Raw genomic sequence first — 24,667 nt, forward strand, 5'->3', positions numbered from 1 at the left:
CGAGCCACGCTCGGCTTTGCGCACGCGCGGCCGGTCAGGGCAATAGCCTCGGTCAAGAGCGCCCGCTGGCCAGCGCTTACACTGCGCGGCCTGTTCTCTCCCCCCGAAGAACCCGAATGCGCAACAACCCGATGGCCCTGGGCATCGCCAATGGCGTTGCCGCTGGCGCGCTGTGGGGCGTGGTCTTCCTCGCGCCCGCCGTGCTGCAGTCGTTCAACGCCCTGCAATTGTCGGCCGGCCGCTATCTGGTCTACGGCCTGATCGCCGTAGTACTGCTGCTCCCGCGCTGGAAGCGTCTGGCACCCCAGCTGGGTCGCACCGAATGGATCGGGCTGCTGTGGCTGAGCCTGGCCGGGAACCTGGTGTACTTCCTGCTGCTGGCCACGGCGGTGCAGTGGGCTGGCGGTGCGGCGGCGTCGCTGATTGTCGGCCTGATTCCGGTGGTGGTCACCCTGGTCGGCGTGCGCGAACAGGGTGCAGTGCCTTTGAAACAGCTGCTGCCGGCACTGGGCCTGTGCGTGCTGGGCGTGGCCCTGGTTGGTTGGGAAGCACTGATGTCCGAGCACCTGGCAACCCCGTGGCGGCAGCGCCTGATCGGCCTGCTGTGCGCGTTCGGCGCGCTGTTCTCGTGGGCGTTGTACTCGATCGGCAACAGCCGCTGGCTGGCGCGTCGACCGGACTTGTCCAGCCACGACTGGTCGCTGCTGACCGGCGTCACCACCGGCGGCCTGGCCCTGCTGCTGGTGCCGATGGCCTTCATCGGCCACACCAGCGGGCACACGGCGGCGCAGTGGAGTGGTTTCTGGGCAATCAGCGCCGGTGTGGCGGTGGTGGCCTCGATCCTCGGCAATGCGTTCTGGAACCGCGCCAGCCGCCTGCTGCCGCTGACCCTGACCGGCCAGATGATCGTGTTCGAGACGCTGTTCGCGCTGGCGTATGCCTTCGCCTGGCAGCAGCGCTGGCCTTCGCTGCTGGAAGCGCTGGCGATCGTGTTCCTGGTGGCCGGCGTGATGCTGTGCGCGCATGCCCATCGCAGTCCACGGGCGATCGCCGAACATGCCGGCTGAATGCGTGCGTCAAGCGTGCTGATGCTGCCTTGGTCTCAGATGCAACCAAATGCCGGCACGTTGAGCGATGATCGCGGCACTGGTTTTTGCATCGCAGCACTTGACAGCAGGCCGGCGCACAGTGTTTTCTGTGCGTCATGGTTCTTGATGCCGCCCACGCCAGCCTGATCGCCCCCGCCACTGCGGGCCGTTCGACTGCGCCGGTCGCCACCACCACCATTACCACCACCACCGCCACCACTGCCCTGGTGCGGCCCGTCGTCTTCGTGTAACTCCCGAAAACCACGGCCCCGCACCATACAGGTGGCGGGGAAACTCGACACCTGCATGCGACGGGGCCTCCTGCCGAGGTCTACATGTCTTCCCACGCCCCCGCTCATCCCGTTGCCCCGGCCGATCTGGCTGCACCGTCCATCGTCGTGCACAAGTTCGGCGGCACCTCGGTGGCCGATGCCGAACGCTACCGCCATGTTGCGGGCCTGCTGCTGGCCCGTCCCGAATCGCTGCAGGTCACTGTCGTTTCGGCAATGAAGGGCGTCACTGACGCGCTGATCGAACTGGCCCAGCTGGCGGCCAAGGGCGACGAAGGCTGGCGCGAGGCCTGGCATGCGCTGCGCGCGCGTCACCGTGGCGCCGCCGTGGCCCTGCTGGGCGAGCAGGTGGGCGAGACCGTCGAATGGATCGACGCCCGCTTCGATCAACTGGCCGAAGTGCTGGCGGCGCTGGCGGTGATCGGCGAGCTGCCGCGCGAAGTACTCGACCGCGTGCAGGGCCTGGGCGAAGTATTCTCCGCGCAACTGCTTGGCACCCACCTGCGTGCCTTGGGCGAAGACTGTGCGGTACTGGATGCACGCGACGTGCTGGTGGTCGGGCATGGCGAACTGGGTGTGGATGTCGACTGGGAGTCCAGCGCGGACCGCCTGGCCAAGTGGCGCCTGCGGCATCCGCAGATGCGCCTGGTCGCCACCGGTTTCGTTGCCCGTGACCGCCATGACCGCATCACCACGCTCGGCCGCAACGGCAGCGACTATTCCGGCGCGATCTTCGCCGCGTTGTTCAATGCCGATGAACTGCACATCTGGACCGACGTCGACGGCGTGCTGTCGGCCGACCCGCGACTGGTGCCCGAAGCGGTGCAACTGGAATCACTGAGCTACGACGAGGCCTGCGAGCTGGCTTATTTCGGCGCCAAGGTGGTGCACCCGCAGACGATGTCGCCGGCCATCCGCCTCGGCCTGCCGATCTTCATCCGCAATACCTTCCAGCCGGCGCATCCGGGGACGCGCATCAGCGCCGAGCGCTCGCCGCGCGGGCCGGTGAAGGGCCTGACCCTGAGCCCCGGGCTGTCCCTGTTGAACCTGGAAGGCACCGGCCTGATCGGCGTGCCCGGTACCGCCGAGCGCGTGTTCGCGGCGCTGCGCCAGGCGCAGGTGTCGGTGGTGATGATCTCGCAGGGTTCGTCAGAGCATTCGATCTGCTGCGTGGTGCGCGCCGCCGAGGCGGCGCGTGGCCGTGAGGCACTGCTGCACGCGTTCGCGCATGAACTGTCGGTAGGGCAGGTGCAGCGGGTGCAGGTCAGTGAGGGCGTCAGCGTGCTGGCGGCAGTGGGTGACGGCATGGCCGGCCAGCCCGGTGTGGCGGCGCGCCTGTTCGAGGCGCTGGGACGCGCGCAGGTGAACATCCTGGCGATCGCGCAGGGCTCGTCGGAGCGCAATATTTCTGTGGCGGTGGACAGTGCCGATGCCACCCGCGCATTGCGGGCCGCACATGCGGGCTTCTGGCTGTCGCCGCAGACGTTCGCGGTCGGTGTGATCGGGCCGGGCAACGTCGGCGCGGCACTGCTGGACCAGCTGCTGGCGGCCCGCCCGCAGCTGCTGGCCAAGGCCAATGTGGATCTTCGCCTGCGCGCGCTGGCCTCGCGTTCGCGCATGCGGCTGGAAGTGGATGGCCTGCACGCCGATTGGCGGGAGGCATTGCAGGACGCGGGCGAGCCCAGCGACCTGGATCGCTTCACCGAACACCTGCTGGCCGCGCACCTGCCGCATGCGGTGGTGATCGACTGCAGTGGCAGCGCCGACGTGGCCGAGCGCTATGAGGGCTGGCTGGCCGCCGGCATCCACGTGGTGACTCCGAACAAGCAGGCCGGTGCTGGCCCGCTGCCGCGCTACCAGCGCATCCGCGCTGCTGCGGCGGCCAGTGGTGCGCGCTTCCGCTACGAAGCCACGGTGGGCGCGGGCCTGCCGGTGATCACCACGCTGCGTGATCTGGTCGATACGGGCGACGAGGTGCTGGCGATCGAAGGCATCTTCTCCGGCACGCTGGCGTGGCTGTTCAACCGCTTCGACGGCAGTCAGCCGTTCTCGCAGCTGGTCGCGCAGGCGCGGTCGATGGGCTACACCGAGCCGGACCCGCGCGATGATCTTTCGGGCGTGGACGTGGCGCGCAAGCTGGTGATCCTCGCCCGCGAGGCCGGCCACGCGCTCAGCCTGGAACAGGTACAGGTGGAAAGCCTGGTGCCGGCGCTGCTGCGCGACGGCAGCGTGGATGACTTCATGGCGCGGCTGGGCGAGTCCGATGCCAGCCTGTTGCAGCGGTTGCAGGACGCGCGGGCGCGTGGCGCGGTGCTGCGCTACGTGGCACAGCTGGGCGCTGACGGTGCCTCGGTGGGCCTGCAGGAACTGCCCGCCGACCACGCCTTCGCCAACCTTCGGTTGACCGACAACGTGGTGCAGTTCCGTACCCGTCGCTACTGCGACAACCCGTTGGTGGTGCAGGGTCCGGGCGCCGGCCCGGAAGTCACCGCCGCCGGTGTGTTTGCCGACCTGCTGCGGGTCGCGGCCGGTGAAGGAGCGCGCCTGTGATCGCACGTGCGTTCGCGCCGGCCTCGGTGGCCAACGTGGCGGTGGGCTTCGACATTCTTGGTCATGCCATCGCCGGTGTTGGCGATACCGTGAGCGTGCGCCGCATCGAGGAACCGGTGGTCTGCATCGAAGCGATCCGTGGCAGTGCGGTCGAGCTGCCGCTGGAGGCCGCCGGGAACACCGCGGGCGCTGCGCTGATGTCACTGCGCGAAGGCCTGGGCCTGGATTTCGGATTCGTGGTGGAGATCGACAAGGGCATTCCGTTCGGTTCCGGCATGGGCGGTTCGGCAGCGTCATGCGTTGCTGCGCTGGTTGCCGGCAACGCGCTGCTGGATGTACCGCTGTCGCGCGAGGCGCTGTATCCGTTTGCGCTCGACGGCGAGGCAGTGGCCAGCGGTGGCCGCCACGGCGACAACGTGGGGCCGCTGCTGCTGGGTGGTCTTGCGCTGTGTACGGCCGACCGCCTGCTGCCAATTCCTGTGCCGGCGGCCTGGCACAGCCTGCTGGTGCATCCGCACGCGGTGCTGGAAACACGCCGTGCGCGCCAGGTGCTGCAGGGCAGCTACGCGCTGGGTGAATTCGTGGCACAGAGTGCGAACCTCGCGCTGGTACTCAGTGGTTGCCATCGTAGTGATGCGGCGCTGGTGCGGGCTGGATTGCGCGATGTGCTGGTCGAACCACGGCGGGCCGGCCTGATTGCAGGTTTCGAAGCAGCCCGCGATGCGGCGCTGTCGGCCCATGCAATGGGTGCGGGCATCTCCGGTGCCGGACCCAGCGTGTTCGCCTGGTTCGAGGACGCCGACCAGGCCCGCGCCGCTGCCGCACCGGTGCAGGCGGCATTTGCCGCCGCCGGTTTCGACAGCGATGCCTGGGTGTCGCCGCTGGATGCAGCGGGAGCCCGCTTGTGCTGAATCCTTCCCCTTTACTGGATACCGAACCCATGCAATTTGTTTCGACCCGGGGTCAGTCCCCGGCCGTTGGCCTCAGTGCGGCGATCGCTGCAGGATTGGCGCCCGATGGAGGGCTGTATGTTCCGCAGGTGCTGCCGGCGCCACGTGAGCTGCGGGCCGGCGCAACGCTGGCCGATACCGCCGCCGATCTGCTGGCACCGTTCTTCGCAGGTGATGCTCTGGAGGCGGCGCTGCCATCGATCTGCCGCGAGGCGTTCGACTTTCCGGTGCCGCTGCGTCCACTGGGCGGCGGTGACCATGTGCTGGAGCTGTTCCATGGGCCGACGGCGGCGTTCAAGGATATCGGTGCGCGCTTCCTGGCCGGAACACTGTCGCGGCTGCAGGCCGGCAAGGACCGCGACCTGACGATCGTTGTCGCCACCTCTGGCGATACCGGTGCCGCCGTGGCGGCAGCCTTCCACCGCCAGCCGGGCGTGCGTGTGGTGGTGCTGTACCCGGATGGCCGCGTGTCACCGCGCCAGGCGCATCAGCTTGGCTGCTTCGGCGACAACATCCAGGCGCTGCGTGTGGCCGGGGCGTTTGACGATTGCCAGGCCATGGTCAAGCAGGCGCTGGCCGACCGTGACCTGCAGGCGCAGGTGCCGCTCAGCTCGGCCAACAGCATCAGCCTGGGCCGGCTGCTGCCGCAGATGAGTTACTACGCACATGCGGCGTTGACCCATTACGCAGCGCATCGTCGTCGGCTCAACCTGGTGGTGCCGACCGGCAATCTGGGCAATGCGATGGCCGCAGTGCTGGCGCGCGCGCTGGGCGTTCCGATCGGGCAGATCGTGCTGGCGACCAATGCCAATGCGGTGCTGCCGGCGTACTTCAACGGTGGCGACTATCAGCCGCAGGCCAGTGTGGCCACGGTTGCCAACGCAATGGATGTGGGGGCGCCCAGCAACTTCGAACGTCTGCGCTGGCTCTATCACGGTGATGATGCCGAGCTGCGCGCCGCCTTCCGCGCGTTCGCGGTGGATGACGTGACCATCCGCGCGACAATTGCGGCCGCGCATGCCAGTAGTGGCGAGCTGTTCTGCCCGCACACGGCGACGGCGGTGAAGATGTTGCAGGACCTGCGCGCGCGCGGCGCCAAGGGCGACTGGGCGGTGGTGGCTACCGCACATCCGGCCAAGTTCGAGGCAGTGGTGGAGCCCTTGATTGGCGAAGCAGTGGCCGTGCCGCCGGCGCTGGATGCGTTGCTGCAGCGGCCCGCGCACGCGGAACCGTTGGCTGCGGAGTATGCGGCGTTGCGTGAGGTGTTGCTGCGTTGATCGAAGGCATCTGGGGTTGCCGGCCAGCGGCCGGCACTACCCGTGCTGCGTCCACCTGGTAGTGCCGGCCGCTGGCCGGCAACCCAGCCAACCGCGATGCGGTCAGATCAACCCTTCACCGGCCAGCGTGCGCAACCCGTCCTCGTCGAGGATCTCCACTACGTTCAGGTGGGGCAGGGCGATCAACCCCTGCTGGCGCAGCTTGGTGAAGGTACGGCTGACCGTTTCCATGGTCAGGCCCAGATGGTCGGCGATGTCGCCACGCCCCATCGGCAGCGAGACGCGCAGGCCATCGCCACCCAGCTTGGCCTCGCGCGCGGCCAGGCGCAGCAGGAAGTCGGCCACTTTCTCGGCCGGCTGCAGCCGCGCCAGTGCCAGCGCGGCATCCTGCGCGGCGTCCAGCTCCTGGCAGGCACGCTGCAGCAGCTTGCGTTCCAGGTGCGGGAAACGGCTGCGAAGCGCCTTCATCTGCGGCAGCGCGACACGGCATACGCGGCTGTCTGCGATGGCCTCGATATCGTAGCGGTGGTGGTCACTGCCGCTCAGGCCCAGGTAGTCGCCAGGAAGCACGAAGCCATTGATCTGGCGGCGGCCATCGGCCAGGGTGCGCACCAGGCGCAGGGCGCCGCCGGTCAATGTATAGACATGGTCGCGCTCTTCGCCGGTGCGGGCCAGGGTACTGCCCATGCTGACCTGCAGGGAAACGGTGACCTGTTCCAGTGCCTGCACTTCATCGGGCGACAGCGCCGAGCACACCGCGAGGTGGCGAACCGAGCAGTGCAGGCAGTCCAGCGTGTTGCAGGACGGCGAGGCGGGATCGTTGGTGGCGGGCGGAGCGCCGGAAGGCCGTGACATGTTGCGGGGGCGTATCGCGGGCGGGGAGGGCCTTATGATACTTCAAGCGGCCGTTCGACCCTGCCCGAGGCGGGGGCGCTAGAATGTCGCCCCCTCCCACGTCCCGTTCCAGCAGGAGTTCCGCCCGTGATCAAGCCCCGTACCCCGCCCGGCACCCTTGAACTGTTGCCGCGCGAGCAGATTGCGTTCCAGCGCATGCTGGACGTGATCCGTCGCAACTACGAGCGCTTCGGGTTCCTGCCGGTGGAGACGCCGGTGTTCGAGCTGTCCGACGTGCTGCTGACCAAGTCCGGTGGCGAAACCGAGCGCCAGGTGTATTTCGTGCAGTCCACCGGTGCGCTGGCCAACGCCGCCGAATCGGGTGACCGTTCGCTGCCGGAAATGGCGCTGCGCTTCGACCTGACCGTGCCGCTGGCGCGCTACGTGGCCGAGCACGAGCATGAACTGACCTTCCCGTTCCGTCGCTACCAGATGCAGCGGGTGTACCGCGGCGAGCGCGCCCAACGCGGCCGCTTCCGTGAGTTCTACCAGTGCGACATCGACGTGATCGGCAAGGACAGCCTGAGCGTGCGATACGACGCCGAAGTGCTGGCGGTCATCCACGCGGTGTTCTCGGAACTGCGCATCGGTGACTTCAGCATCCAGCTGAACAACCGCAAGCTGATGCGTGGCTTCTTCGAGAGCCTGGGCGTGGCCGAGGGCGAGCGCCAGCTGGCAGTGCTGCGCGAAGTGGACAAGCTGGACAAGCGCGGCGCCGATTACGTGCGCGAGACGCTGGTGGGCGAGGGCTTCGAGATTCCGGCCGAGCAGGTCGAGAAGATCCTGGCGTTCGTGGCCGTGCGTTCGCAGGGCCATGCCGATGCACTGGCGCAGCTGGCCACGCTTGAAGCCGACGCCGGTTCTTCGGAGATCCTGCGTACCGGCGTCGCCGAACTGCGCGAAGTGCTGCAGCTGGTGCAGGCGCTGGGCGTGCCGGAAACCGCGTACTGCCTGAACTTCTCCATTGCGCGCGGCCTGGACTACTACACCGGCACCGTCTACGAGACCACGCTGACCGACCACCCGCAGATCGGTTCGATCTGCTCGGGCGGCCGCTACGAAGACCTGGCCAGCCACTACAGCAAGTCGAAGCTGCCGGGCGTGGGCATCTCCATCGGCCTGTCGCGCCTGTTCTGGCAGCTGCGCGAAGCCGGCCTGATCGATGGCATCGAGGGCAGCAGCGTGCAGGCGCTGGTGGCGCTGATGGACGAGCAGGGCATGCCGCAGTCGCTGGACATCGCGCGCCGCCTGCGCGCCGGTGGCATCAACACCGAAGTGCAGATGGAGCCGAAGAAGATCGGCAAGCAGTTCCAGTACGCCGCCAAGGCCGGCATCCGCTTCGTGGTGCTGGCCGGTGAGGACGAGCTGGCGCGCGGCGTGGTGGCAGTGAAGGACCTGCTGCGCGAGCAGCAGTTCGAAGTCTCCCGTGACGAGCTGGCCAGCACCCTGCAGGTCGAGCTGGAGCAGTCGAAGGTGATGTAACGGCCCCTGGCAGCATGCAGCGCTTCAACGAAACGCCCACCAACCGGTGGGCGTTTTCGTTTCCGGGCCCCGTTCCGGGGTCAGAGCCGTTTTCCTCTGGAAAACAGATCCGACCCCGGCCGTCCCGACAGCTCGCGGCCACCTGTCGAGGGCGGGGTCGGTCCGGAACCCAGCTGTGCCGATGCTCCGGCCTCTGCGGGTGCGGGTGCAGGGCAGCAGCCCTGCCGCACCCTCAACCCTCGATTTGACGCACTGCGCAAGAATGCGCTAATGTACTAACGCGCTATTACATTGATGCATGGAAACGACCCCGTGAAAGCCCGCCCCGAAATTGCCGCCAAAGACCCGAAGGCCGACCTTGAAGCCCTGGCCCGGGCCTTTGCCGCCCTGCGCGAGCCGGAACAGGTCGAGGCCTTCCTGCGCGATCTGTGCACACCGGCCGAGCTGGAAGCCATGGCCGACCGCTGGAAGGTGGTGCCGCTGCTGCAGCAGGGCGTGCCGTATCGCGAGATCCACGAGCGCACCGGGGTCAGCGTGACCACCACCGGACGGGTGGCGCGAACGCTCGAGCATGGCCATCGAGGCTATGCCGCCGCCATCGACCGCCTTGCTTCGCGCTGATCCGCGCCCCGTTCCGAACTTCGAGACCTCCCCCATGAGTGCAACCCAGGCAGCGCCGGCACGAGACCGGCTGCGTATCGCCATCCAGAAGAGTGGCCGGCTGGCCGAGCCCGCCCGCAACCTGCTCAGTGCCTGTGGCCTGAGCTGGCGCGAGAGCCGCGACAAGCTGTTCTGCTACGGTGAATCGCTGCCGGTGGACCTGCTGCTGGTGCGCGACGACGACATCCCCGGCCTGATCGCCGACGGCGTCTGCGACCTCGGCATCGTCGGTCGCAACGAGCTGGACGAGCAGGCCGCGGCACGTCGCCAGGTCGGCCTGCCGGATGCCTACCAGGCGCTGCGCGGGCTGGGCTTTGGCCAGTGCCGGCTGATGCTGGCGGTACCCGAGGAGTGGCAGTGGCAGGGACCGACGCAGCTGGCCGGTGCCCGCATTGCCACCAGCTACCCGGCCATCCTCAAGCAATGGCTGGCCGAACAGGGCGTGGACGCACAGGTGGTCGAGCTGTCCGGGTCGGTGGAAATCGCCCCGCGCCTGGGCACCGCCGACCTGATCTGCGACCTGGTCTCCAGTGGCGCCACGCTGCGCGCCAACCAGTTGACCCCGGTGCACAACCTGCTCGACAGCGAAGCGGTGCTGGCCGGTGCGGTGCGCGTGCCGGATGACGCACGTGCATCGCTGCGCGCGATGCTGCTGCGCCGCCTCGACGGCGTGGTGCAGCGCCAGGACCGCAAGCTGCTGATGTTCCGCGCCAGCGAGGATCGCGTCGACGCGCTGGCGCAGCTGCTGGCCGATGCCGAGCCGCTGGTGCGGCTGCCGGCCGATGGCGGCGCGCTGCGCCTGCAGACCATGTGCCCGGGCCCGCTGAGCTGGCAACGCATGGAGGAACTCGAGCGCGCCGGCGCGCAGGGCCTGATGGTACTGAGCGTGGAGCGGTCGCTGGCATGAACCGTCTGATCTGGTCCCGACTTGATGAGGCCGCGCGCAGCGCGGCACTGACCCGCCCGGTGCAGACCGTGGCGCAGCAGACCCGTGACGCGGTGGCGACGCTGATTGAACAGGTGCGCGCGCAGGGCGACGACGCGCTACGTGCGATCACCGCACGTTTCGACGGTGTCGAGCTGCGATCGTTCGAAGTGAGCGAAGCCGAGTTCGCAGCGGCTGATGCCGCCGTCCCCGCCGAACTGCGCCAGGCGATGGTCGAAGCTGCCGAACGCATCGCCCGTTTCCACGCCGCCGGCATGGGTACGGGGTATGCCGTGGAAACCGCACCGGGCGTGGTATGCGAACGCATGCTGCGCCCGATCGGCCGGGTGGGCCTGTATGTGCCGGCCGGCAGCGCACCGCTGCCGTCCACCGCGTTGATGCTGGGCGTGCCCGCGCAGCTGGCCGGCTGCCCGCAGGTGGTGCTGTGCACGCCGCCACGCGCCGACGGCACGGCCGATCCTGCGGTGCTGGTGGCCGCACGCCTGACCGGTGTGCAGCGCGTGTTCAAGCTGGGCGGCGCCCAGGCCATCGCTGCGATGGCTTACGGCACGGCCAGCATTCCGGCCTGTGACAAGCTGTTCGGGCCGGGCAACAGCTTCGTCACCGAAGCCAAGCAGCAGGTCGCACAGGACGGCGCCGCCGCCATCGACATGCCGGCCGGTCCCTCCGAAGTGCTGGTGATTGCCGATGCAGGTGCAAACCCGGCGTTCGTTGCAGCCGACCTGCTGTCGCAGGCCGAGCACGGCCCGGATTCGCAGGTGCTGCTGCTGACCGACGATACCGCGATGCTGGCGGCGGTCGAGGCTGAAGTCGAGCGCCAGGTGGCCTTGCTGCCGCGCCAGCAGATCGCACGCCAGGCGCTGTCGGCCTCGCGGCTGATCCAGGTCGACTCGTTGGACGAAGCCTTCGCGATCAGCAACCGCTATGCACCGGAGCACCTGATCCTGGCATTGCGTGATCCGCGTGCGTGGCTGGACAAGGTGCAGGCGGCCGGCTCGGTGTTCCTGGGTGATTACACCCCCGAGGCACTGGGCGACTACTGCAGCGGCACCAACCACGTGCTGCCCACCGCGGGTGCCGCACGTGCCTACAGTGGTGTCAGTGTGGCCAGCTTCCAGAACCTGATCAGCGTGCAGAGCGCCAGCGCCGCCGGCCTCGCAGCGATTGGCGGCTGCGCGCGCATCATCGCCAGTGCCGAAGGCCTGGATGCACATGAACGTGCGGTCGCAGTGCGCATGGAGGTGGCAGCATGAACGCGGCTATCGATGATGTGCTGGCACTGGTTCGCCCGGATCTGCAGGCCTTCGCCGGCTACAGCTCGGCGCGCAGCGCGGCGGTGCAGGGCGAGGTCTGGTTGAACGCCAATGAATCGGCCTGGGCCAATCCCGCTGATGCCGCGGGCAGCAGCCGGCGCTATCCCGAACCGCAGCCGTTGGCATTGCGCGAGGGACTTGCGGCGCTGTACGGCGTGACGCCACAGCAGCTGCTGATCGGTCGCGGCAGCGACGAAGCCATTGATCTGCTGGTGCGTGCCCTGTGCGTGCCGGGCCGCGATGGCGTACTGGTCACGCCGCCGGTGTTCGGCATGTACGCCGTCTGCGCACGCCTGCAGGGCGCCGCATTGATTGAAGTGCCGCTGGTGGACAGCGAGGATGGCCTGCGCGCCGATCTGGATGCGGTGATCGACACCGCCAGGGCGCGCAATGCCAAGCTGGTGTTCCTGTGCGCACCGTCGAACCCGGCCGGCAGTGATATCGCCCTGGACGAGGTCGAACGGGTGGCGGTTGCGTTGCGCGGGCAGGCACTGGTGGTGGTGGACGAGGCCTATGTCGAGTACGCGCAGCGTCCGTCGGCGACCACGTTGCTGGCCGTGCACGCCAACCTGGCGGTGCTGCGCACGCTGTCGAAAGCACACGCACTCGCGGCCGCGCGCATTGGAACGCTGATCGCCGCGCCGGAACTGATTGCCGTGCTGCGCCGCTGCCAGGCGCCGTATCCGGTGCCGACCCCGTGCGCGGAACTGGCCGTGCAGGCCCTGCAGCCGGCCGCGCTGGCACGCACCGCCGAGCGCGTGGCCACGGTCATCGCCGAGCGCGAACGCCTGCGAACGGCACTGGCCAGCCTGCCCGGTGTACGCCGGGTGTACGCCTCGTCCGGCAACTACCTGCTGGTCCGCTTCGCCGATGCGCAGGCGGCGTTCGATACGCTGCTTGCTGCAGGGGTGGTGGTGCGCGACCAGCGCGCCGCGCCGCAGCTGGGCGATGCGCTTCGCATCAGCATCGGCAGCCCGGAAGAGAATGACCGCGTGCTCGCGGCCCTGTCGGCGCGGAGGGCCGCAGCATGACCCCGATCCTGTTCATCGACCGCGACGGCACCCTCATCGAGGAGCCGTCCGATTTCCAGATCGACGCCTACGAGAAGCTGCGCTTCGTGCCGCAGGTGATCCCGGCGCTGCTGAAGCTGCGGGATGCCGGCTACCAGTTCGTGATCGTCACCAACCAGGATGGCCTGGGCAGCGACAGCTACCCGCGTGCCAGCTTCGATGGCCCCAACGAGCTGATGCTGCAGATCTTCGAAAGCCAGGGCATCACTTTCCGTGACGTGCTGATCGACTGCAGCTGGCCGCACGACAATGCGCCGACCCGCAAGCCGGGCATCGGACTGATGACGGCTTATCTGCAGGACCGCAGCATCGACTGGGCGCGTTCGGGCATGGTCGGCGATCGCATCACCGACCTGCAGTTTGCCGACAACCTCAACATCCGCGGTTTCCAGCTGCGCACCGCGCAGTTTGGTGGCGAGTGGGATTGGCCGGGCATTGCCCATGCGCTGGCCGATGCGCCGCGCACCGCCGTGGTCCAGCGCAACACGAAAGAAACGAAGATCCGCGTCGAACTGGACCTGGATTGCGCGGGTGATGCACGCATCTCCACCGGCCTGCCGTTCTTCGACCACATGCTGGAACAGATCGGCAAGCACGGTGGCTTCGCGCTGGACATCCAGGCCGAGGGTGACCTGCACATCGACGAACACCACACCATCGAGGATACGGGGCTGGCCCTGGGCCAGGCGCTGCGCGAGGCGCTGGGCGACAAGCGCGGCATCGGCCGCTACGGTTTCACCCTGCCGATGGACGAGACGCTGGCCAGCGCTGCGCTGGACTTCAGTGGCCGCCCGTACTTCGTGTTCGAGGGCGAGTTCAAGCGCGAACGCGTGGGCGATATGCCGACCGAGCTGGTGCCGCATTTCTTCCGCTCGCTGTGCGATGCCAGCGGCCTGAACCTCAACCTGCAGGTACGCGGCGACAACGATCACCACAAGGTGGAGGCCTGCTTCAAGGCGCTGGCGCGCGCATTGCGCCCGGCATTGGCCCGCCAGGGCACAGCGCTGCCTTCCACCAAGGGGGCGCTGTGAGTGACGTTGCGCTGATCGATGCCGGCGGCGCCAACCTGGGCTCGGTGCGCTACGCACTGGAGCGCCTGGGTGCGACTGTGCGGCTGGTGCGCGATGCGGACGGTCTGGTCGGTGCGCAGCGGGTGATCCTGCCCGGCGTCGGCGCCGCCGGTCCCGGCATGCAACACCTGCATGCGCAAGGCCTGGTGGAACCGCTGCAGCGACTGGAGGTGCCGCTGATGGGAATCTGCCTGGGCATGCAGCTGCTGTTCGAACGCTCCGAGGAGGCGGGTGTGGAGACACTGGGACTGATTCCCGGCGTGGTGCGCAAGCTGGTGCCGGCCTGCGGCATCCGGGTGCCGCACATGGGCTGGAACCGCCTGCTGCCGCTGCGCGAATCGCTGCTGCTGCGCGGCGTGCCGGAGCGTGCCAGCGCCTACTTCGTGCACAGCTACGCCGCGCCCCTCAATACCCACACCGTCGCTGCCTGCGACCACGGCGGCCTGTTCACTGCCGTGGTGGAGCAGGGGCGTTACTACGGCGCACAGTTCCACCCCGAGCGCTCCGGCGAGACCGGCTCGCTGATGCTGCGCAATTTTCTCGAGGGCACTGCTGCATGAGTTTCATCGTCTACCCCGCGCTGGATATCCGCGACGGCCGCGTGGTGCGGCTGCGCCAGGGCGACTACGCGCAGGAAACCTCGTATGGCGACGATCCGTTGCCACGCGCGCAGGCCTTCGCCGCGCAGGGTGCGCAGTGGATGCATCTGGTCGATCTGGACGCTGCGCGCGCCGGTGGCTATACGCTGGCGCCGCTACTGTCGTCGATCCGCGCGCAGACATCGCTGCAGGTGCAGACCGGCGGTGGCGTGCGCGGCCGCGACGATGTGGCGCGCATCCTCGATGCCGGCGCCGGTCGCGTGGTGGTCGGCTCGCTGGCGGTGCGTCGCCCCGATGAAGTGGTCGGCTGGCTGGAGGAATTCGGCGCCGATCGCATCACGGTTGCGCTGGACGCGCGCCAGGACGCACAGGGGCAGTGGCAATTGCCGGTGCACGGTTGGACCGAGAACGCCGGAGTGACCCTGGATGACCTGGCCCAGCGCTACGCGCGCGCCGGCATGCGCCACCTGCTGTGCACCGATATCGCTCGGGACGGCATGCTGGCCGGGCCCAACATCAGCCTCTACCAGCACCTGTCGGCGCTGCTGCCGGGCGTGGCCGTGCAGGCCTCCGGAGGCATCCGCGACGTGGCCGATGTGGCCGAGGCGCGTGCCGCCGGCTGTGGCGGTGCGATCCTCGGCAAGGCACTGCTGGAGCAGCGCATGGACCTGGCGGAGGCGCTGGCATGTTGAGCCGCCGCATCATTCCCTGCCTGGACGTGCGCGATGGCCGCGTGGTCAAGGGCGTGCGCTTCCGCGACCACGTCGACATGGGCGACATCGCCGAGTTGGCGCAGCGCTATCGCGACCAGGGGGCAGACGAGCTGGTGTTCTATGACATCGGCGCCAGCCCCGAGGCGCGTTCGGTCGACGTTGCCTGGATCGAGCGCATCGCGCGGCTGATCGACATTCCGTTCTGCGTGGCCGGTGGCATCGACAGTGTGGAAACCGCGCGCCGCGTGCTGTTTGCCGGTGCCGACAAGGTGTCGATCAACTCGCCGGCGCTGGGGCGCCCGGAGCTGATCACCGAGCTGGCGGACGAGTTCGGCGTGCAGTGCGTGGTGGTCGGTGTCGATTCGGTGCGCGAGGCCGACGGGCAATGGCGGGTGCGTCGTTTCAGCGGCGATCCGGACAAGACCCAGGCGGTGCCGCTGCGCACCCTGGACTGGATCGTCGAAGCGCAACGGCGTGGCGCGGGCGAGATCGTGCTGAACTGCATGGACAGCGATGGCGTACGCCGTGGCTACGATGTCGTGCAACTGCAGCAGGCACGGGCATTGTGCCAGGTGCCGCTGATCGCCTCCGGCGGTGCGGGTGCGATGGAGCACTTCGCCGAAGCCTTTGACCAGGCCGACGTCGACGGCGCGCTGGCCGCCAGCGTGTTCCACAGCGGCGCGATCGCCATTCCGGAATTGAAGCGCTACCTGCGCGGACAGCAGATCGAGGTGCGGGATGTCTATTGAAGTCAGGCCGTCATTGGACGCATTGCAGGCGCTGGACTGGAGCAAGGGCGACGGCCTGCTGCCGGCGGTGGTGCAGGATGCCGATACCCTGCAGGTACTGATGCTGGGCTATGTGAGTGCCGAATCGCTGGCGGCCACGTTGGCCATCGGCCACATGACCTTCTTCAGCCGCAGCAAGCAGCGGTTGTGGACCAAGGGCGAGCAGTCCGGCAACGTACTGGTGGTGCAGTCGATCAGCGTCGACTGCGATGCCGATACTTTGCTGGTGATGGCACGGCCGGCGGGGCCAACCTGCCACACCGGTGCAGAGAGCTGCTTCGACCAGGCGCCGAAGGATTTCCTGGGCGGGCTGGGCCAGCTGGTGGCGATGCGTGAGGCGCAACGCCCGCCGGGCAGCTACACCACCAGCCTGTTCGAGGGCGGCATCCGCCGTATCGCACAGAAGGTGGGCGAGGAGGGGGTGGAGACCGCCCTGGCGGCGGTGGCGCAGGATGATGAGGCGTTGCTGGGCGAGGCCTCGGACCTGCTGTACCACCTGCTGGTGCTGCTGCGCGCGCGCGGGCTGTCGCTGGATGATGCGCGTGCGGTGCTGGAAAAACGCCATCGTTGACGTGTGGTAGTGCCGGCCAGCGGCCGGCAAGCCCCGGATGCCCGACGTTCATGAGGCTGCCGGCCAGCGGCCGGCACTACCGGCATGCGTCATCGCGTGCGCGATGTCATCAACGGAATCTACAATAGGCGGTCTTTCTTTACCCGGACCGCCCATGAAACTGCCTGCCGCCTGGCTGTGCTGCCTGTTGCTGACCTCGCCGGCCTGGGCCGCGGATACCGTGGTCACCGGCAAGGTCTATCTGGAGCGCGACGGCAAACCCGGCCGCGGTGCGACCGATCCGGGCCTGGCCGGCGTGCAGGTCTCCAACGGCGAGGCCATCGTCAAGACGGCTGCAGACGGCAGCTACAGCCTGCCGTTGCGTGATGGCCAGACCGTGTTCGTGATCAAGCCCGATGCGTATTCCTTCCCGAAAGCGGCCGACGGCCTGCCTTCGTTCTGGCGGCACTATCGCCCGAACGGTTCGCCGGCGTTGAAGTACGGCGGCATCGCCGCGACCAGCGACGTCACCCGCAACTGGGATTTCGCCCTGCAGTCGGATCGCCATGACAGTCGGCGCGGCTTCCAGATGCTGGTGTTCACCGATTCGCAGACCGCCAGCCTGAAGGATATCGGCTACTACCAGCAGTCGATCGTCGCGCCATTGGTGGGACAGACCAAGGCGCGCATGGGCACCACTCTGGGTGACATCGTCAACGACGACCTGACCTTGTATCCGGCGATCAACAAGGTCACCACCGGACTTGGCGTGCCGTGGTTCCATGTGCCGGGCAACCACGATCTCGACTTCGATGCGGCCAGCGACGAACACTCGCTGGACAGCTGGCGCAACATCTACGGTCCAGACACCTATGCGGTGGAAGAGGGCGGCGCCAGTTTCGTGTTCCTGGACGACGTGGTGTACGACCCCAAGGCCAAGCCGAAGTACATCGGCGGCCTGCGCGAAGACCAGTTCGCCTTCCTCGCCAGCTACCTGAAGGGCCTGCACAAGGATCGCCTGCTGGTGCTGGGCATGCACATCCCGCTGTTCGACGCGGCGCCCGGACGCGAGACCTTCCGCCATGCCGACCGCCAGCGCCTGTTCGACCTGCTGAAGGACTTCCGCAACGTGCTGGTGCTCAGCGGCCACAGCCACACCCAGCAGCACGTCTACCATGGCAAGGCCGAGGGCTGGAACGGCGACAAGCCGCTGCACGAATACAACGTCGGTGCCAACTGCGGTGCGTTCTGGTCAGGCGTCAAGAATGCCGCCGGCGTGCCGGACAGCACCATGAGCGATGGCACGCCGAAGGGCTATGCGTTGCTCGACGTGGCCGGCAATGGCAGCTACAGACTGCAGTACCGCGTGGCCGGAAAACCGGCCAGCGAGCAGATCGGCCTGCATGCGCCGAAGGTGCTGCGCCAGGGCGCCTACCCGGCCTGGGGCATCTATGCCAACGTCTACATGGGTGAGGATGCCAGCGTGGTCGAGTACCGCGTCGATGGAGGCGCCTGGCAGCCGATGAAGCAGGTCAGCCAACCCGATCCGCGCCTGATGGTGGAGAACGTGGCCGACGATCTTGCAGACAGCTTGCGTGGCTACGACCGCTCGCCGGAGGCCACCGCATCGCCGCACCTGTGGCGTGGCGCGCTGCCGACCGATCTGGCCGTGGGCAGCCACAAGGTCGAGGTGCGCTCCACCCAGCCCGACGGCGCGGTGTTCACCGCCAGCACCAGCTACAGCCTGCAGACTGCCCAGCCCTGACCCCGCACACCACCGCTCCAGCGAAAGGACCCCGCATGGATATCCGCTTCATGGCCGGCACCACGCCGGTGACCCTCAGCCGCCACTGGTTCACCGGCGCGATGCAGTTGCAGAGCGCCACCGAGACGGTCTGGGTGCAGCACCCGCTGCATCCGGGCACCCACTTCTCGTTCTCGCTGGTACAGTCGTGGCTGCGCCACATCGCCGGCCATGAAGTGCTGGTCGAGCGCACCCGGCCGCTGCTGTTCGCCGGCTTCCGCCCGCAGCGGCTGCGAGTGCTGGTGGATGGTGTGCAGGTGGCCGAACAGGAAGGCATGTAGGCCAACCTGAACCATCGGCGCGCTAGGCAAAGCCGCCCCGATGCCTGAGAATCGGGGCGATTCAATCGATCCAAGCAGGCCAGCGTGACCATCGCAGCAGCGTCCCCGGTTTCCTCTGACTCCGCCCGCGGCGGTCTTCCACGCCGTCTGGTCGTTGCCGATGTCGGCGGCACCTTCGCCCGCCTTGCGCTGGCTGAAACCCAACCCGGCCAGGCGCCGCTGCTGGGCAGCCATCGCACCTATGCCTGCGCCGAGCATCCCAGCCTGGCGGCGATCCTGGCCGATTTCACCGCAGGCCTTGGCCAGCCGGTGCAGACCGCGGTGGTGGCCATTGCCGGCCTGCTCGATGGCGATGTGCTGATCAATTCCAACCTGCCATGGACGGTCTCGCTGTCGGCCACCCGCGCGCAGTCCGGGTTGGGCGAACTGCAGCTGATCAACGATTTCGAGGCGGTGGCGCTGGCCATCCCTTATCTGCAGCCGGACACGCTGGTGCCGCTGAACGGCGATGCTGATCCGGCGCAGGCATTCCCGGCGCTGGTGCTGGGTGCCGGTACCGGCCTGGGCGCCGCACTGCGCTTTGCCGACGGCGAGCGCCCGGTGCTGGCCAGCGAGATCGGCCATGCCGCGCTTGGCGCCGGCAACGCGCTGGAACTGCAGGTGCTGGGCAAGCTGCTGCAGCGTTGGGCGCACGTGGACAACGAACGCGTGCTGTCCGGCAGCGGCCTGATGAACCTGTATCCGTGCCTGTGCGAACTGCGCGGCGTCACCCCGGTGTGGACCAGCACCGAGGCACTGATCGGCGCCGCACGCAGCGGCGAGGATGCGCTGGCCGTGGAAACACTGCAGGTGTTCTGTGCGTGGCTGGGCAGCCTGGCCGGCGACGCAGCGATCGCCGTCGGTGCACGTTCGGTGTACCTGGCCGGAGGCATTTCCGCGCATGTGCAGGATTTCCTGGCCGATGGCCGCTTCCGTGAGCGCTTCCTCAACAAGGGCGTGCTGACCGAGGTGCTGCGCCAGGTGCCGGTATGGCGCGTGGAGCACGGCCAGTTGGGCGTGCTCGGCGCAGCGGTCTGGCACGCCGCACGGCAGCCCACGCACGACTGATCGGCAGGGTCGGCATCGGGCCGGCCGTGCATTGCAGACTGGGAGGGGAAGATGGTGGATCGCAGGAAGTTCCTGCAGGCCGGTGCACTGGCTGCAGGCATGGCGGCTTTGCCGGGCGTGCGGGCGCGCAGCCAGGGCGGGGCGAAGGTCGTATCAACCTGGGATTTCGGCGTGCCGGCCAACCAGGCCGCATGGAAGGTGCTGGCGCAGGGCGGCAGCGCGCTGGATGCGGTGGAAGCAGGCGCACGCTGGGCCGAGAGCGAGCTGTGCAACCCCACCGTCGGCCATTGTGGCAACCCGGATCGCGACGGCGTGCTGAGCCTGGACGCGAGCATCATGGATGGCGATGGCCGTTGTGGCGCCGTGGCCGCGCTGGTCGACATCCTGCATCCGGTGTCGGTGGCCCGCAAAGTGATGGAGAACAGCCCACACGTGCTGCTGGTGGGCGAGGGCGCGCAGCAGTTCGCGGTGCAGCAGGGTTTCGAGCGCAAGCACCTGCTGACGCCGCAGGCCGAAGCGGCCTGGCGCGAGTGGCTGAAGACGGAGAAGTATCAGCCGCAGATCAACGCCGAGCGCCGTGGTATTCCCGGCAACAGCGACAACCACGACACCATTGGCATGCTGGCGCTGGATGCCAAGGGCCACCTTGCCGGTGCCTGCACCACCAGCGGCATGGCCTGGAAGCTGCACGGCCGGGTCGGCGACAGCCCGATCATCGGTGCTGGCCTGTATGTCGACAACGAAGTGGGGGCGGCCACTGCTTCGGGCGTAGGTGAAGAGATGATCCGCAACGCCGCTTCGTTCCTGGTGGTCGAACTGATGCGCCAGGGGCGCTCGCCGGCACAGGCCTGCCGTGAAGCCATCGACCGCGTGGTGCGCAAGCGCCCCGAAGCGAGCAAGACATTGCAGGTGTGCTTCCTGGCCATGAACAAGCAGGGCGAGGTGGGCGCCTACGCGTTGCATCGCGGCTTCGTCTACGCCGTGTGCGATGGGCAGCGCCAGGATGACCTGCGCGACTCACCGTCGATCTACACGAGCACCCAGACGTGAAAACCCGGCTCACTCTGGAAATCGCCAGCAACTCGCTGGCCTCGGCGCTGGCCGCCCAGGCCGGCGGCGCCGACCGCATCGAGCTGTTCGACAACCTGGCCGAGGGAGGCACCACGCCGTCGTTCGCCACCATCGCGCTTGCGCGCGAACGCCTGTCGATTCCGCTGTTCGTGCTGGTGCGGCCACGCCCGGGCGACTTCCACTACGACGCGCTGGAAACCGAACTGATGCTGCGTGACATCGCGCAGTGCCGCGCGCTCGGCTGCGATGGCGTGGTGATCGGTGCGCTGGATGTGCAGGGCGGTATCGACGTGGCGTTGTGCCGTGAACTGGTGCAGGCTGCCGGGCCGCTGCAGGTGACCTTCCACCGCGCCTTCGATGCCGCCCGCGATCTGCCGGCGGCACTGGAACAGGTGATCGAACTGGGTTGCCAGCGCGTGCTGACCTCGGGCGGCCAGGTCAGTGCCGAGGCCGGTGCCGATGTGCTGGCAGGCTTGGTCACCCAGGCGGCGGGACGTATCACGGTGATGGCCGGCGCCGGGCTGGGCCCGGCCAATGTCGCCGCCGTCGCACGACGCAGCGGCTGCACCGAACTGCACGCCTCGGCCAAAGGCCTGCGGCGCTCGGCCATGCAGTTCCAGAACCCGGACCTGCGCGGGCTGGACCCGGACTGGAGCCAGACCGCCACCGCGACCGTGGCCGCGCTGCGACAGGCGCTGGACGGCTGAGAGCTGGCCGGGGTCGGATCCCTTCGCAGAAGGGCTCTGACCCACCCGACGCAATCGGGTCAGAGCCCCTCTGCGAGGGGATCCGACCCCGGACGCTGGCTTGCGCCGGACAAATCCGTTCCGCGCGCGATTGTCGCGATCATGTCATTGACGTGTGCGCTGTTCTCTCAGCGATGTTTCGCAACCCTTTGATTGTTCTTGATACCTGCGGCCGATAGCGGCATTGAACCGGGCATTGCTGCGTCGCCGCATGCCCGGCGTGGTTCAGCTGTGCTTTAGTTTGGATCGATCCACAGGGGAGGGCGTCGGGACGGTCTTGAACCGATCCAGGTGCCCGGATCAGCTGTAGTGCCGCGCCACCACCCGTCCGTGCGTCCACACTTTCGAAGAGCAACCACCCATGGCTCAGATCGTCCGCAAGCGTCGTCACCTGCTGTCCCAGGCCCTGGTCCTGGCCCTGTTGCCCCTGGCTGCCAGCGCGCAGGAGGCTGCCAGTTCATCCACCAAGGATCTCGACGCGGTCACCGTCACCGGCTCGCGCATCAAGCGCGCCAGCGTCGAAGGCCCGGCACCGGTCAACGTGATCACCGCCGCGCAGATCCAGAAGGAAGGCTTCGTCAGCGTGTACGACGCGCTGAAGACCCTCACCGAAGCGACCGGCACTGTTGAAGCCGCCTCGCAGTGGGGCTCGCACACGCCCAATGCCAGTGGCCTGAACCTGCGCGGGATGGGCCCGAACCGCTCGCTGCTGCTGGTCAACGGCCGTCGCGTGGCCGACTACCCGCTGCCCTATGGCGGTGAAACCAACTTCTCCAACTACGGCAACATTCCGGCCGCGGCGGTGGAGCGCATCGAAGTGCTGACCGGTGGCGCCTCGGCCATCTATGGCTCGGATGCGATCGCCGGCGTGGTCAACGTCATTCTGAAGACCAACTACGACGGCGACGAAGTGCGCGTGCGTGGCGGCACCTCCACCGAGGGTGGGCGCGACACCTGGGACCTGTCCTGGGCCGGCGGCAAGACCGGTGACAACTGGAGCGTGACCTACGCGCTGCAGTACACCAAGCGCGATCCGTTGTTCGGCCGTGACCGCCCGCAGATGGACGACGCCGATGATGCGCCGTACCCGTCCTGGAACATGGAACAACGCAAGGTCGGCTTCCGTCCTACCGCCGGTCTGGCGCTGATCGATCCCACCACGGGCCAGCGCCTGGCGCCGCCCACCGGCACCTGCGAGAAGTTCGGCAGTGAGTACTACACCGCCGATCGACTGGTCTACAACTACGCCGCCAACACCATCACCAACACCGGCCGCCTGTGCGGCATGAGCGCCGACTACGCCAACTGGCTGCTCACCGGCGGCGCCGAGAACGTGTCCGGCAACCTGTATGCCACCTTCGATTTCAGCAATGACCTGCAGGCCTGGACCAATCTGGCGGTCTACCGTTCCGAAGCGATCTGGGGCACCAATCCGCCCGGCGTGTCGCTGGTCGACGATGACAACGGCTACTACTGGGACGCCAACCGCAACCGCCCGATCCTCGGCGTGCGCCAGTTCACTCCAAACGAGGTGGGTGGCCTGGATACGCTGCGTAACACCAACCGCGAACTGTCCTGGGACTGGAGCGCCGGCCTGCGTGGCCGCCTCGCCGACCGCTTCGACTGGAGCGCCACGGTGGGGCGCTCGTACTACCGCGTGGAAGAACGGCAGAACGTGGTCGACAAGCAGAAGTCGTACGACTACTTCCTCGGCCCGAAGCTGGGCACCACGGCCGATGGCGAGGCGATCTACGCCTTGAACGAATCGCGCTGGTGGAATCCGCTGACGCCGGACCAGTACTGGCAGATGGGTACGGTGGCGAAGAACCGGGCGGCGTCCTGGGTCAACCAGGCCTCGGCGGATATCACCGGCGAACTGTTCCAGGGCTGGGCCGGCCCGATCTCGTTCGCCGCAGTGGCTGAAGTCGCGCAGCAGGGTTATCACCTCAGCCCCGACCCACGCGCAGGCATCGACTTCGACCTGCAGAACGTCGATCGCGGTGGCGGCGAGCGCACCCGCTATTCGGCCGGCGTCGAATTCAAGATTCCGCTGCTGGACAGCGTGACCGCCACTGCGGCCGCGCGCTATGACCGCTATGGCAACTACAAGGCCGACGACAGCAGCGAAGCACTGGACATCGGCAGCCAGAAGGAAACCACCTGGAACGTCGGCCTGGAATGGCGCCCGGTTGAATCGTTGCTGGTGCGTGGCTCCTATGCCACCAGCTTCCATGCGCCGGACATGCATTACCTGCTGGGCCAGCCGAGCAGCTCCGAAGTGCAGACCTATGACCGCCTGCGCTGCATCCAGAGTGGCGCGTACCTGGTCAACAACTGCGGCGTGGGCAACACCGATGTCTGGTACACCTTCGACGTGAACCGGCGCGGCACGCCGCTGCTGCGCTCGGAGACCGGTGATTCGTGGACGGTCGGTTTGGTCTGGGACGTGATGCCGAACCTGTCGGTCAGCGCCGACTACTGGGCGATCAAGCTGGAAGACATGATCGTCGACGTCGGCGCCGATGAGGTGCTGGCCAGCGAGGCCGGCTGCCTGACCGGCAAGAACATCGATGGCACGCCATGGGCCAATCCGGCCGGTGGCGAATACTGCGCCGGCATCCTGGCCCGCGTGAACCGTGACAGCAGCGGCCGCCTGGTGTCGATCGAGCGCGGCCCGTTCAACCTGGCCAGCCGCGAAGTGCGTGGTGTCGACCTGACCGCACGCTATCGCCTGGAAACCGCGCAGTGGGGCAGTTTCCAGCTGGGTCTGAACTACACCAACCAGATCTCGACCAAGGAACAGCGCTACGCCAACGACCCGAACCCGGAACGCCGCGACCGCGACCTGCGCAGCAAGCTGCGCGCGAGCCTGGCCTGGCAGCGCGGCAACTGGAATGCCAATGTCTATGCCGACCGCGTGGGCTCGGTGCCGGGCGTGCGCTACCACTGGGGCACCGACCGCCTGGACAACCCCGGCGGCTGCCTGCCGTTCGCCGACGGCTACGTGCCCAGCGACAGCCCGTCGCTGAACTGCCTGGAGCCGGCGACACGTCCCGACGGCTCGCCGAACCCGAACCCCAATGCCGGGCAGCAGACGGCGCGCTACTACGGTCGAGTGGGGCCGTTCATCACCTGGAACTTCAACGTGGGCTACCAGGTGACCGAACACGCGAAGGTAAACGTGTACGTCAACAACGCCTTCAACTCCGCCAGCTGGAACCACAAGGACCCGTACAAGCTGGATTACGACTTCGCCCCGACCCGCCTGCTGGGGGCGGTCGGCCGCGAGTTCGCGTTGGAGTACGTGTTCACCTTCTGAGCGGACCTGCAGGGGGCGCCGGGCTTGATCCGCCTGACGCCTCCGTCCGCTCGGTAGTTCCACGCCATGCGTGGATGAACCCCATCATGAACCCCGGGG

Annotated in this window: 22 protein-coding genes; 20 read left to right on the forward strand and 2 right to left on the reverse strand. The window is 67.9% G+C overall.

Annotated features, from left to right (window positions below):
• Positions 1 to 116 precede the first annotated feature (116 nt).
• On the forward strand, positions 117 to 1,067 hold the full coding sequence (locus Q9Q79_RS09225; RefSeq protein ID WP_005409418.1) for a DMT family transporter: 951 nt from the start codon (positions 117 to 119) through the stop codon (positions 1,065 to 1,067).
• 35 nt (positions 1,068 to 1,102) lie between these two features.
• Here the strand turns inward: Q9Q79_RS09225 and Q9Q79_RS09230 are convergent, their stop codons facing one another.
• Positions 1,103 to 1,396 carry a hypothetical protein gene (locus Q9Q79_RS09230; protein WP_165710189.1) on the reverse strand — a complete coding sequence of 98 codons (294 nt, stop codon included), beginning with the start codon at positions 1,394 to 1,396 and terminating at the stop codon, positions 1,103 to 1,105.
• A 27-nt stretch (positions 1,397 to 1,423) separates the two neighbouring features.
• Between Q9Q79_RS09230 and thrA the strand changes: the two genes are divergently transcribed.
• The 3 genes from thrA to thrC are packed head-to-tail and all read left to right on the forward strand — an operon-like array spanning position 1,424 to position 6,155.
• Positions 1,424 to 3,928, forward strand: coding sequence for a bifunctional aspartate kinase/homoserine dehydrogenase I (thrA, locus tag Q9Q79_RS09235; RefSeq protein ID WP_099605854.1), 2,505 nt, complete (start codon positions 1,424 to 1,426; stop codon positions 3,926 to 3,928).
• Positions 3,925 to 4,839, forward strand: coding sequence for a homoserine kinase (locus Q9Q79_RS09240; RefSeq protein ID WP_109337426.1), 915 nt, complete (start codon positions 3,925 to 3,927; stop codon positions 4,837 to 4,839). The genes thrA and Q9Q79_RS09240 overlap by 4 nt, the downstream gene beginning before the upstream one ends.
• 29 nt (positions 4,840 to 4,868) lie before the next feature.
• A complete protein-coding gene (gene thrC / locus Q9Q79_RS09245) occupies positions 4,869 to 6,155 on the forward strand; it encodes a threonine synthase (RefSeq protein WP_065183927.1) in 1,287 nt (428 codons plus the stop codon).
• A gap of 102 nt (positions 6,156 to 6,257) precedes the next feature.
• On the opposite strand, the gene Q9Q79_RS09250 is transcribed toward thrC, so the two are convergent.
• The gene (locus Q9Q79_RS09250) at positions 6,258 to 7,010 is read right to left on the reverse strand and encodes a helix-turn-helix domain-containing protein (RefSeq protein ID WP_065183926.1); all 753 of its coding nucleotides are present in this window, start codon (positions 7,008 to 7,010) and stop codon (positions 6,258 to 6,260) included.
• A 126-nt stretch (positions 7,011 to 7,136) separates the two neighbouring features.
• Between Q9Q79_RS09250 and hisS the strand changes: the two genes are divergently transcribed.
• The 16 genes from hisS (at position 7,137) to Q9Q79_RS09330 (ending at position 24,568) form a co-directional block, all read left to right on the forward strand.
• On the forward strand, positions 7,137 to 8,531 hold the full coding sequence (gene hisS, locus Q9Q79_RS09255) for a histidine--tRNA ligase (RefSeq protein WP_005413164.1): 1,395 nt from the start codon (positions 7,137 to 7,139) through the stop codon (positions 8,529 to 8,531).
• A 312-nt stretch (positions 8,532 to 8,843) separates the two neighbouring features.
• A complete protein-coding gene (locus Q9Q79_RS09260) occupies positions 8,844 to 9,152 on the forward strand; it encodes a YerC/YecD family TrpR-related protein (protein ID WP_005416326.1) in 309 nt (102 codons plus the stop codon).
• Positions 9,153 to 9,186: 34 nt separating this feature from the next.
• The gene (hisG, locus tag Q9Q79_RS09265; RefSeq protein ID WP_099524030.1) at positions 9,187 to 10,098 is read left to right on the forward strand and encodes an ATP phosphoribosyltransferase; all 912 of its coding nucleotides are present in this window, start codon (positions 9,187 to 9,189) and stop codon (positions 10,096 to 10,098) included.
• A complete protein-coding gene (gene hisD, locus Q9Q79_RS09270) occupies positions 10,095 to 11,390 on the forward strand; it encodes a histidinol dehydrogenase (protein WP_201862124.1) in 1,296 nt (431 codons plus the stop codon). The genes hisG and hisD overlap by 4 nt, the downstream gene beginning before the upstream one ends.
• Positions 11,387 to 12,481, forward strand: coding sequence for a histidinol-phosphate transaminase (gene hisC, locus Q9Q79_RS09275; protein WP_005409427.1), 1,095 nt, complete (start codon positions 11,387 to 11,389; stop codon positions 12,479 to 12,481). Before hisD ends, hisC begins: the two co-directional genes overlap by 4 nt.
• Positions 12,478 to 13,551: a bifunctional histidinol-phosphatase/imidazoleglycerol-phosphate dehydratase HisB gene (gene hisB, locus Q9Q79_RS09280; protein WP_005409428.1), complete on the forward strand. Its 1,074-nt coding sequence runs from the start codon at positions 12,478 to 12,480 to the stop codon at positions 13,549 to 13,551. Before hisC ends, hisB begins: the two co-directional genes overlap by 4 nt.
• On the forward strand, positions 13,548 to 14,150 hold the full coding sequence (gene hisH / locus Q9Q79_RS09285) for an imidazole glycerol phosphate synthase subunit HisH (RefSeq protein WP_087803382.1): 603 nt from the start codon (positions 13,548 to 13,550) through the stop codon (positions 14,148 to 14,150). The genes hisB and hisH overlap by 4 nt, the downstream gene beginning before the upstream one ends.
• On the forward strand, positions 14,147 to 14,881 hold the full coding sequence (gene hisA, locus Q9Q79_RS09290) for a 1-(5-phosphoribosyl)-5-[(5-phosphoribosylamino)methylideneamino]imidazole-4-carboxamide isomerase (RefSeq protein WP_114618757.1): 735 nt from the start codon (positions 14,147 to 14,149) through the stop codon (positions 14,879 to 14,881). Before hisH ends, hisA begins: the two co-directional genes overlap by 4 nt.
• Positions 14,875 to 15,651 (forward strand): imidazole glycerol phosphate synthase subunit HisF, encoded by a 777-nt coding sequence (hisF, locus tag Q9Q79_RS09295; protein ID WP_005409431.1) that lies wholly within the window; start codon positions 14,875 to 14,877, stop codon positions 15,649 to 15,651. The genes hisA and hisF overlap by 7 nt, the downstream gene beginning before the upstream one ends.
• Entirely contained in the window at positions 15,641 to 16,261 is a 621-nt protein-coding gene (hisIE, locus tag Q9Q79_RS09300; RefSeq protein WP_012480037.1) for a bifunctional phosphoribosyl-AMP cyclohydrolase/phosphoribosyl-ATP diphosphatase HisIE, read from the forward strand. Before hisF ends, hisIE begins: the two co-directional genes overlap by 11 nt.
• A gap of 154 nt (positions 16,262 to 16,415) precedes the next feature.
• On the forward strand, positions 16,416 to 18,005 hold the full coding sequence (locus Q9Q79_RS09305) for a calcineurin-like phosphoesterase family protein (RefSeq protein WP_172711738.1): 1,590 nt from the start codon (positions 16,416 to 16,418) through the stop codon (positions 18,003 to 18,005).
• A 35-nt stretch (positions 18,006 to 18,040) separates the two neighbouring features.
• Positions 18,041 to 18,325 carry a hypothetical protein gene (locus Q9Q79_RS09310; protein WP_012480039.1) on the forward strand — a complete coding sequence of 95 codons (285 nt, stop codon included), beginning with the start codon at positions 18,041 to 18,043 and terminating at the stop codon, positions 18,323 to 18,325.
• 84 nt (positions 18,326 to 18,409) lie between these two features.
• Positions 18,410 to 19,432: a glucokinase gene (locus Q9Q79_RS09315; RefSeq protein ID WP_138969631.1), complete on the forward strand. Its 1,023-nt coding sequence runs from the start codon at positions 18,410 to 18,412 to the stop codon at positions 19,430 to 19,432.
• Between the two features lie 51 nt (positions 19,433 to 19,483).
• Positions 19,484 to 20,482, forward strand: a complete 999-nt coding sequence (locus tag Q9Q79_RS09320; RefSeq protein WP_201862126.1) for a N(4)-(beta-N-acetylglucosaminyl)-L-asparaginase — start codon at positions 19,484 to 19,486, stop codon at positions 20,480 to 20,482.
• Positions 20,479 to 21,210, forward strand: coding sequence for a copper homeostasis protein CutC (locus Q9Q79_RS09325; RefSeq protein ID WP_024956874.1), 732 nt, complete (start codon positions 20,479 to 20,481; stop codon positions 21,208 to 21,210). The genes Q9Q79_RS09320 and Q9Q79_RS09325 overlap by 4 nt, the downstream gene beginning before the upstream one ends.
• Positions 21,211 to 21,610: 400 nt before the next feature.
• Entirely contained in the window at positions 21,611 to 24,568 is a 2,958-nt protein-coding gene (locus Q9Q79_RS09330) for a TonB-dependent receptor (protein ID WP_099527185.1), read from the forward strand.
• The last annotated feature ends 99 nt before the right edge of the window (positions 24,569 to 24,667 follow it).

This window comes from Stenotrophomonas sp. a6, assembly GCF_030913325.1.
GTDB lineage: Bacteria > Pseudomonadota > Gammaproteobacteria > Xanthomonadales > Xanthomonadaceae > Stenotrophomonas > Stenotrophomonas maltophilia.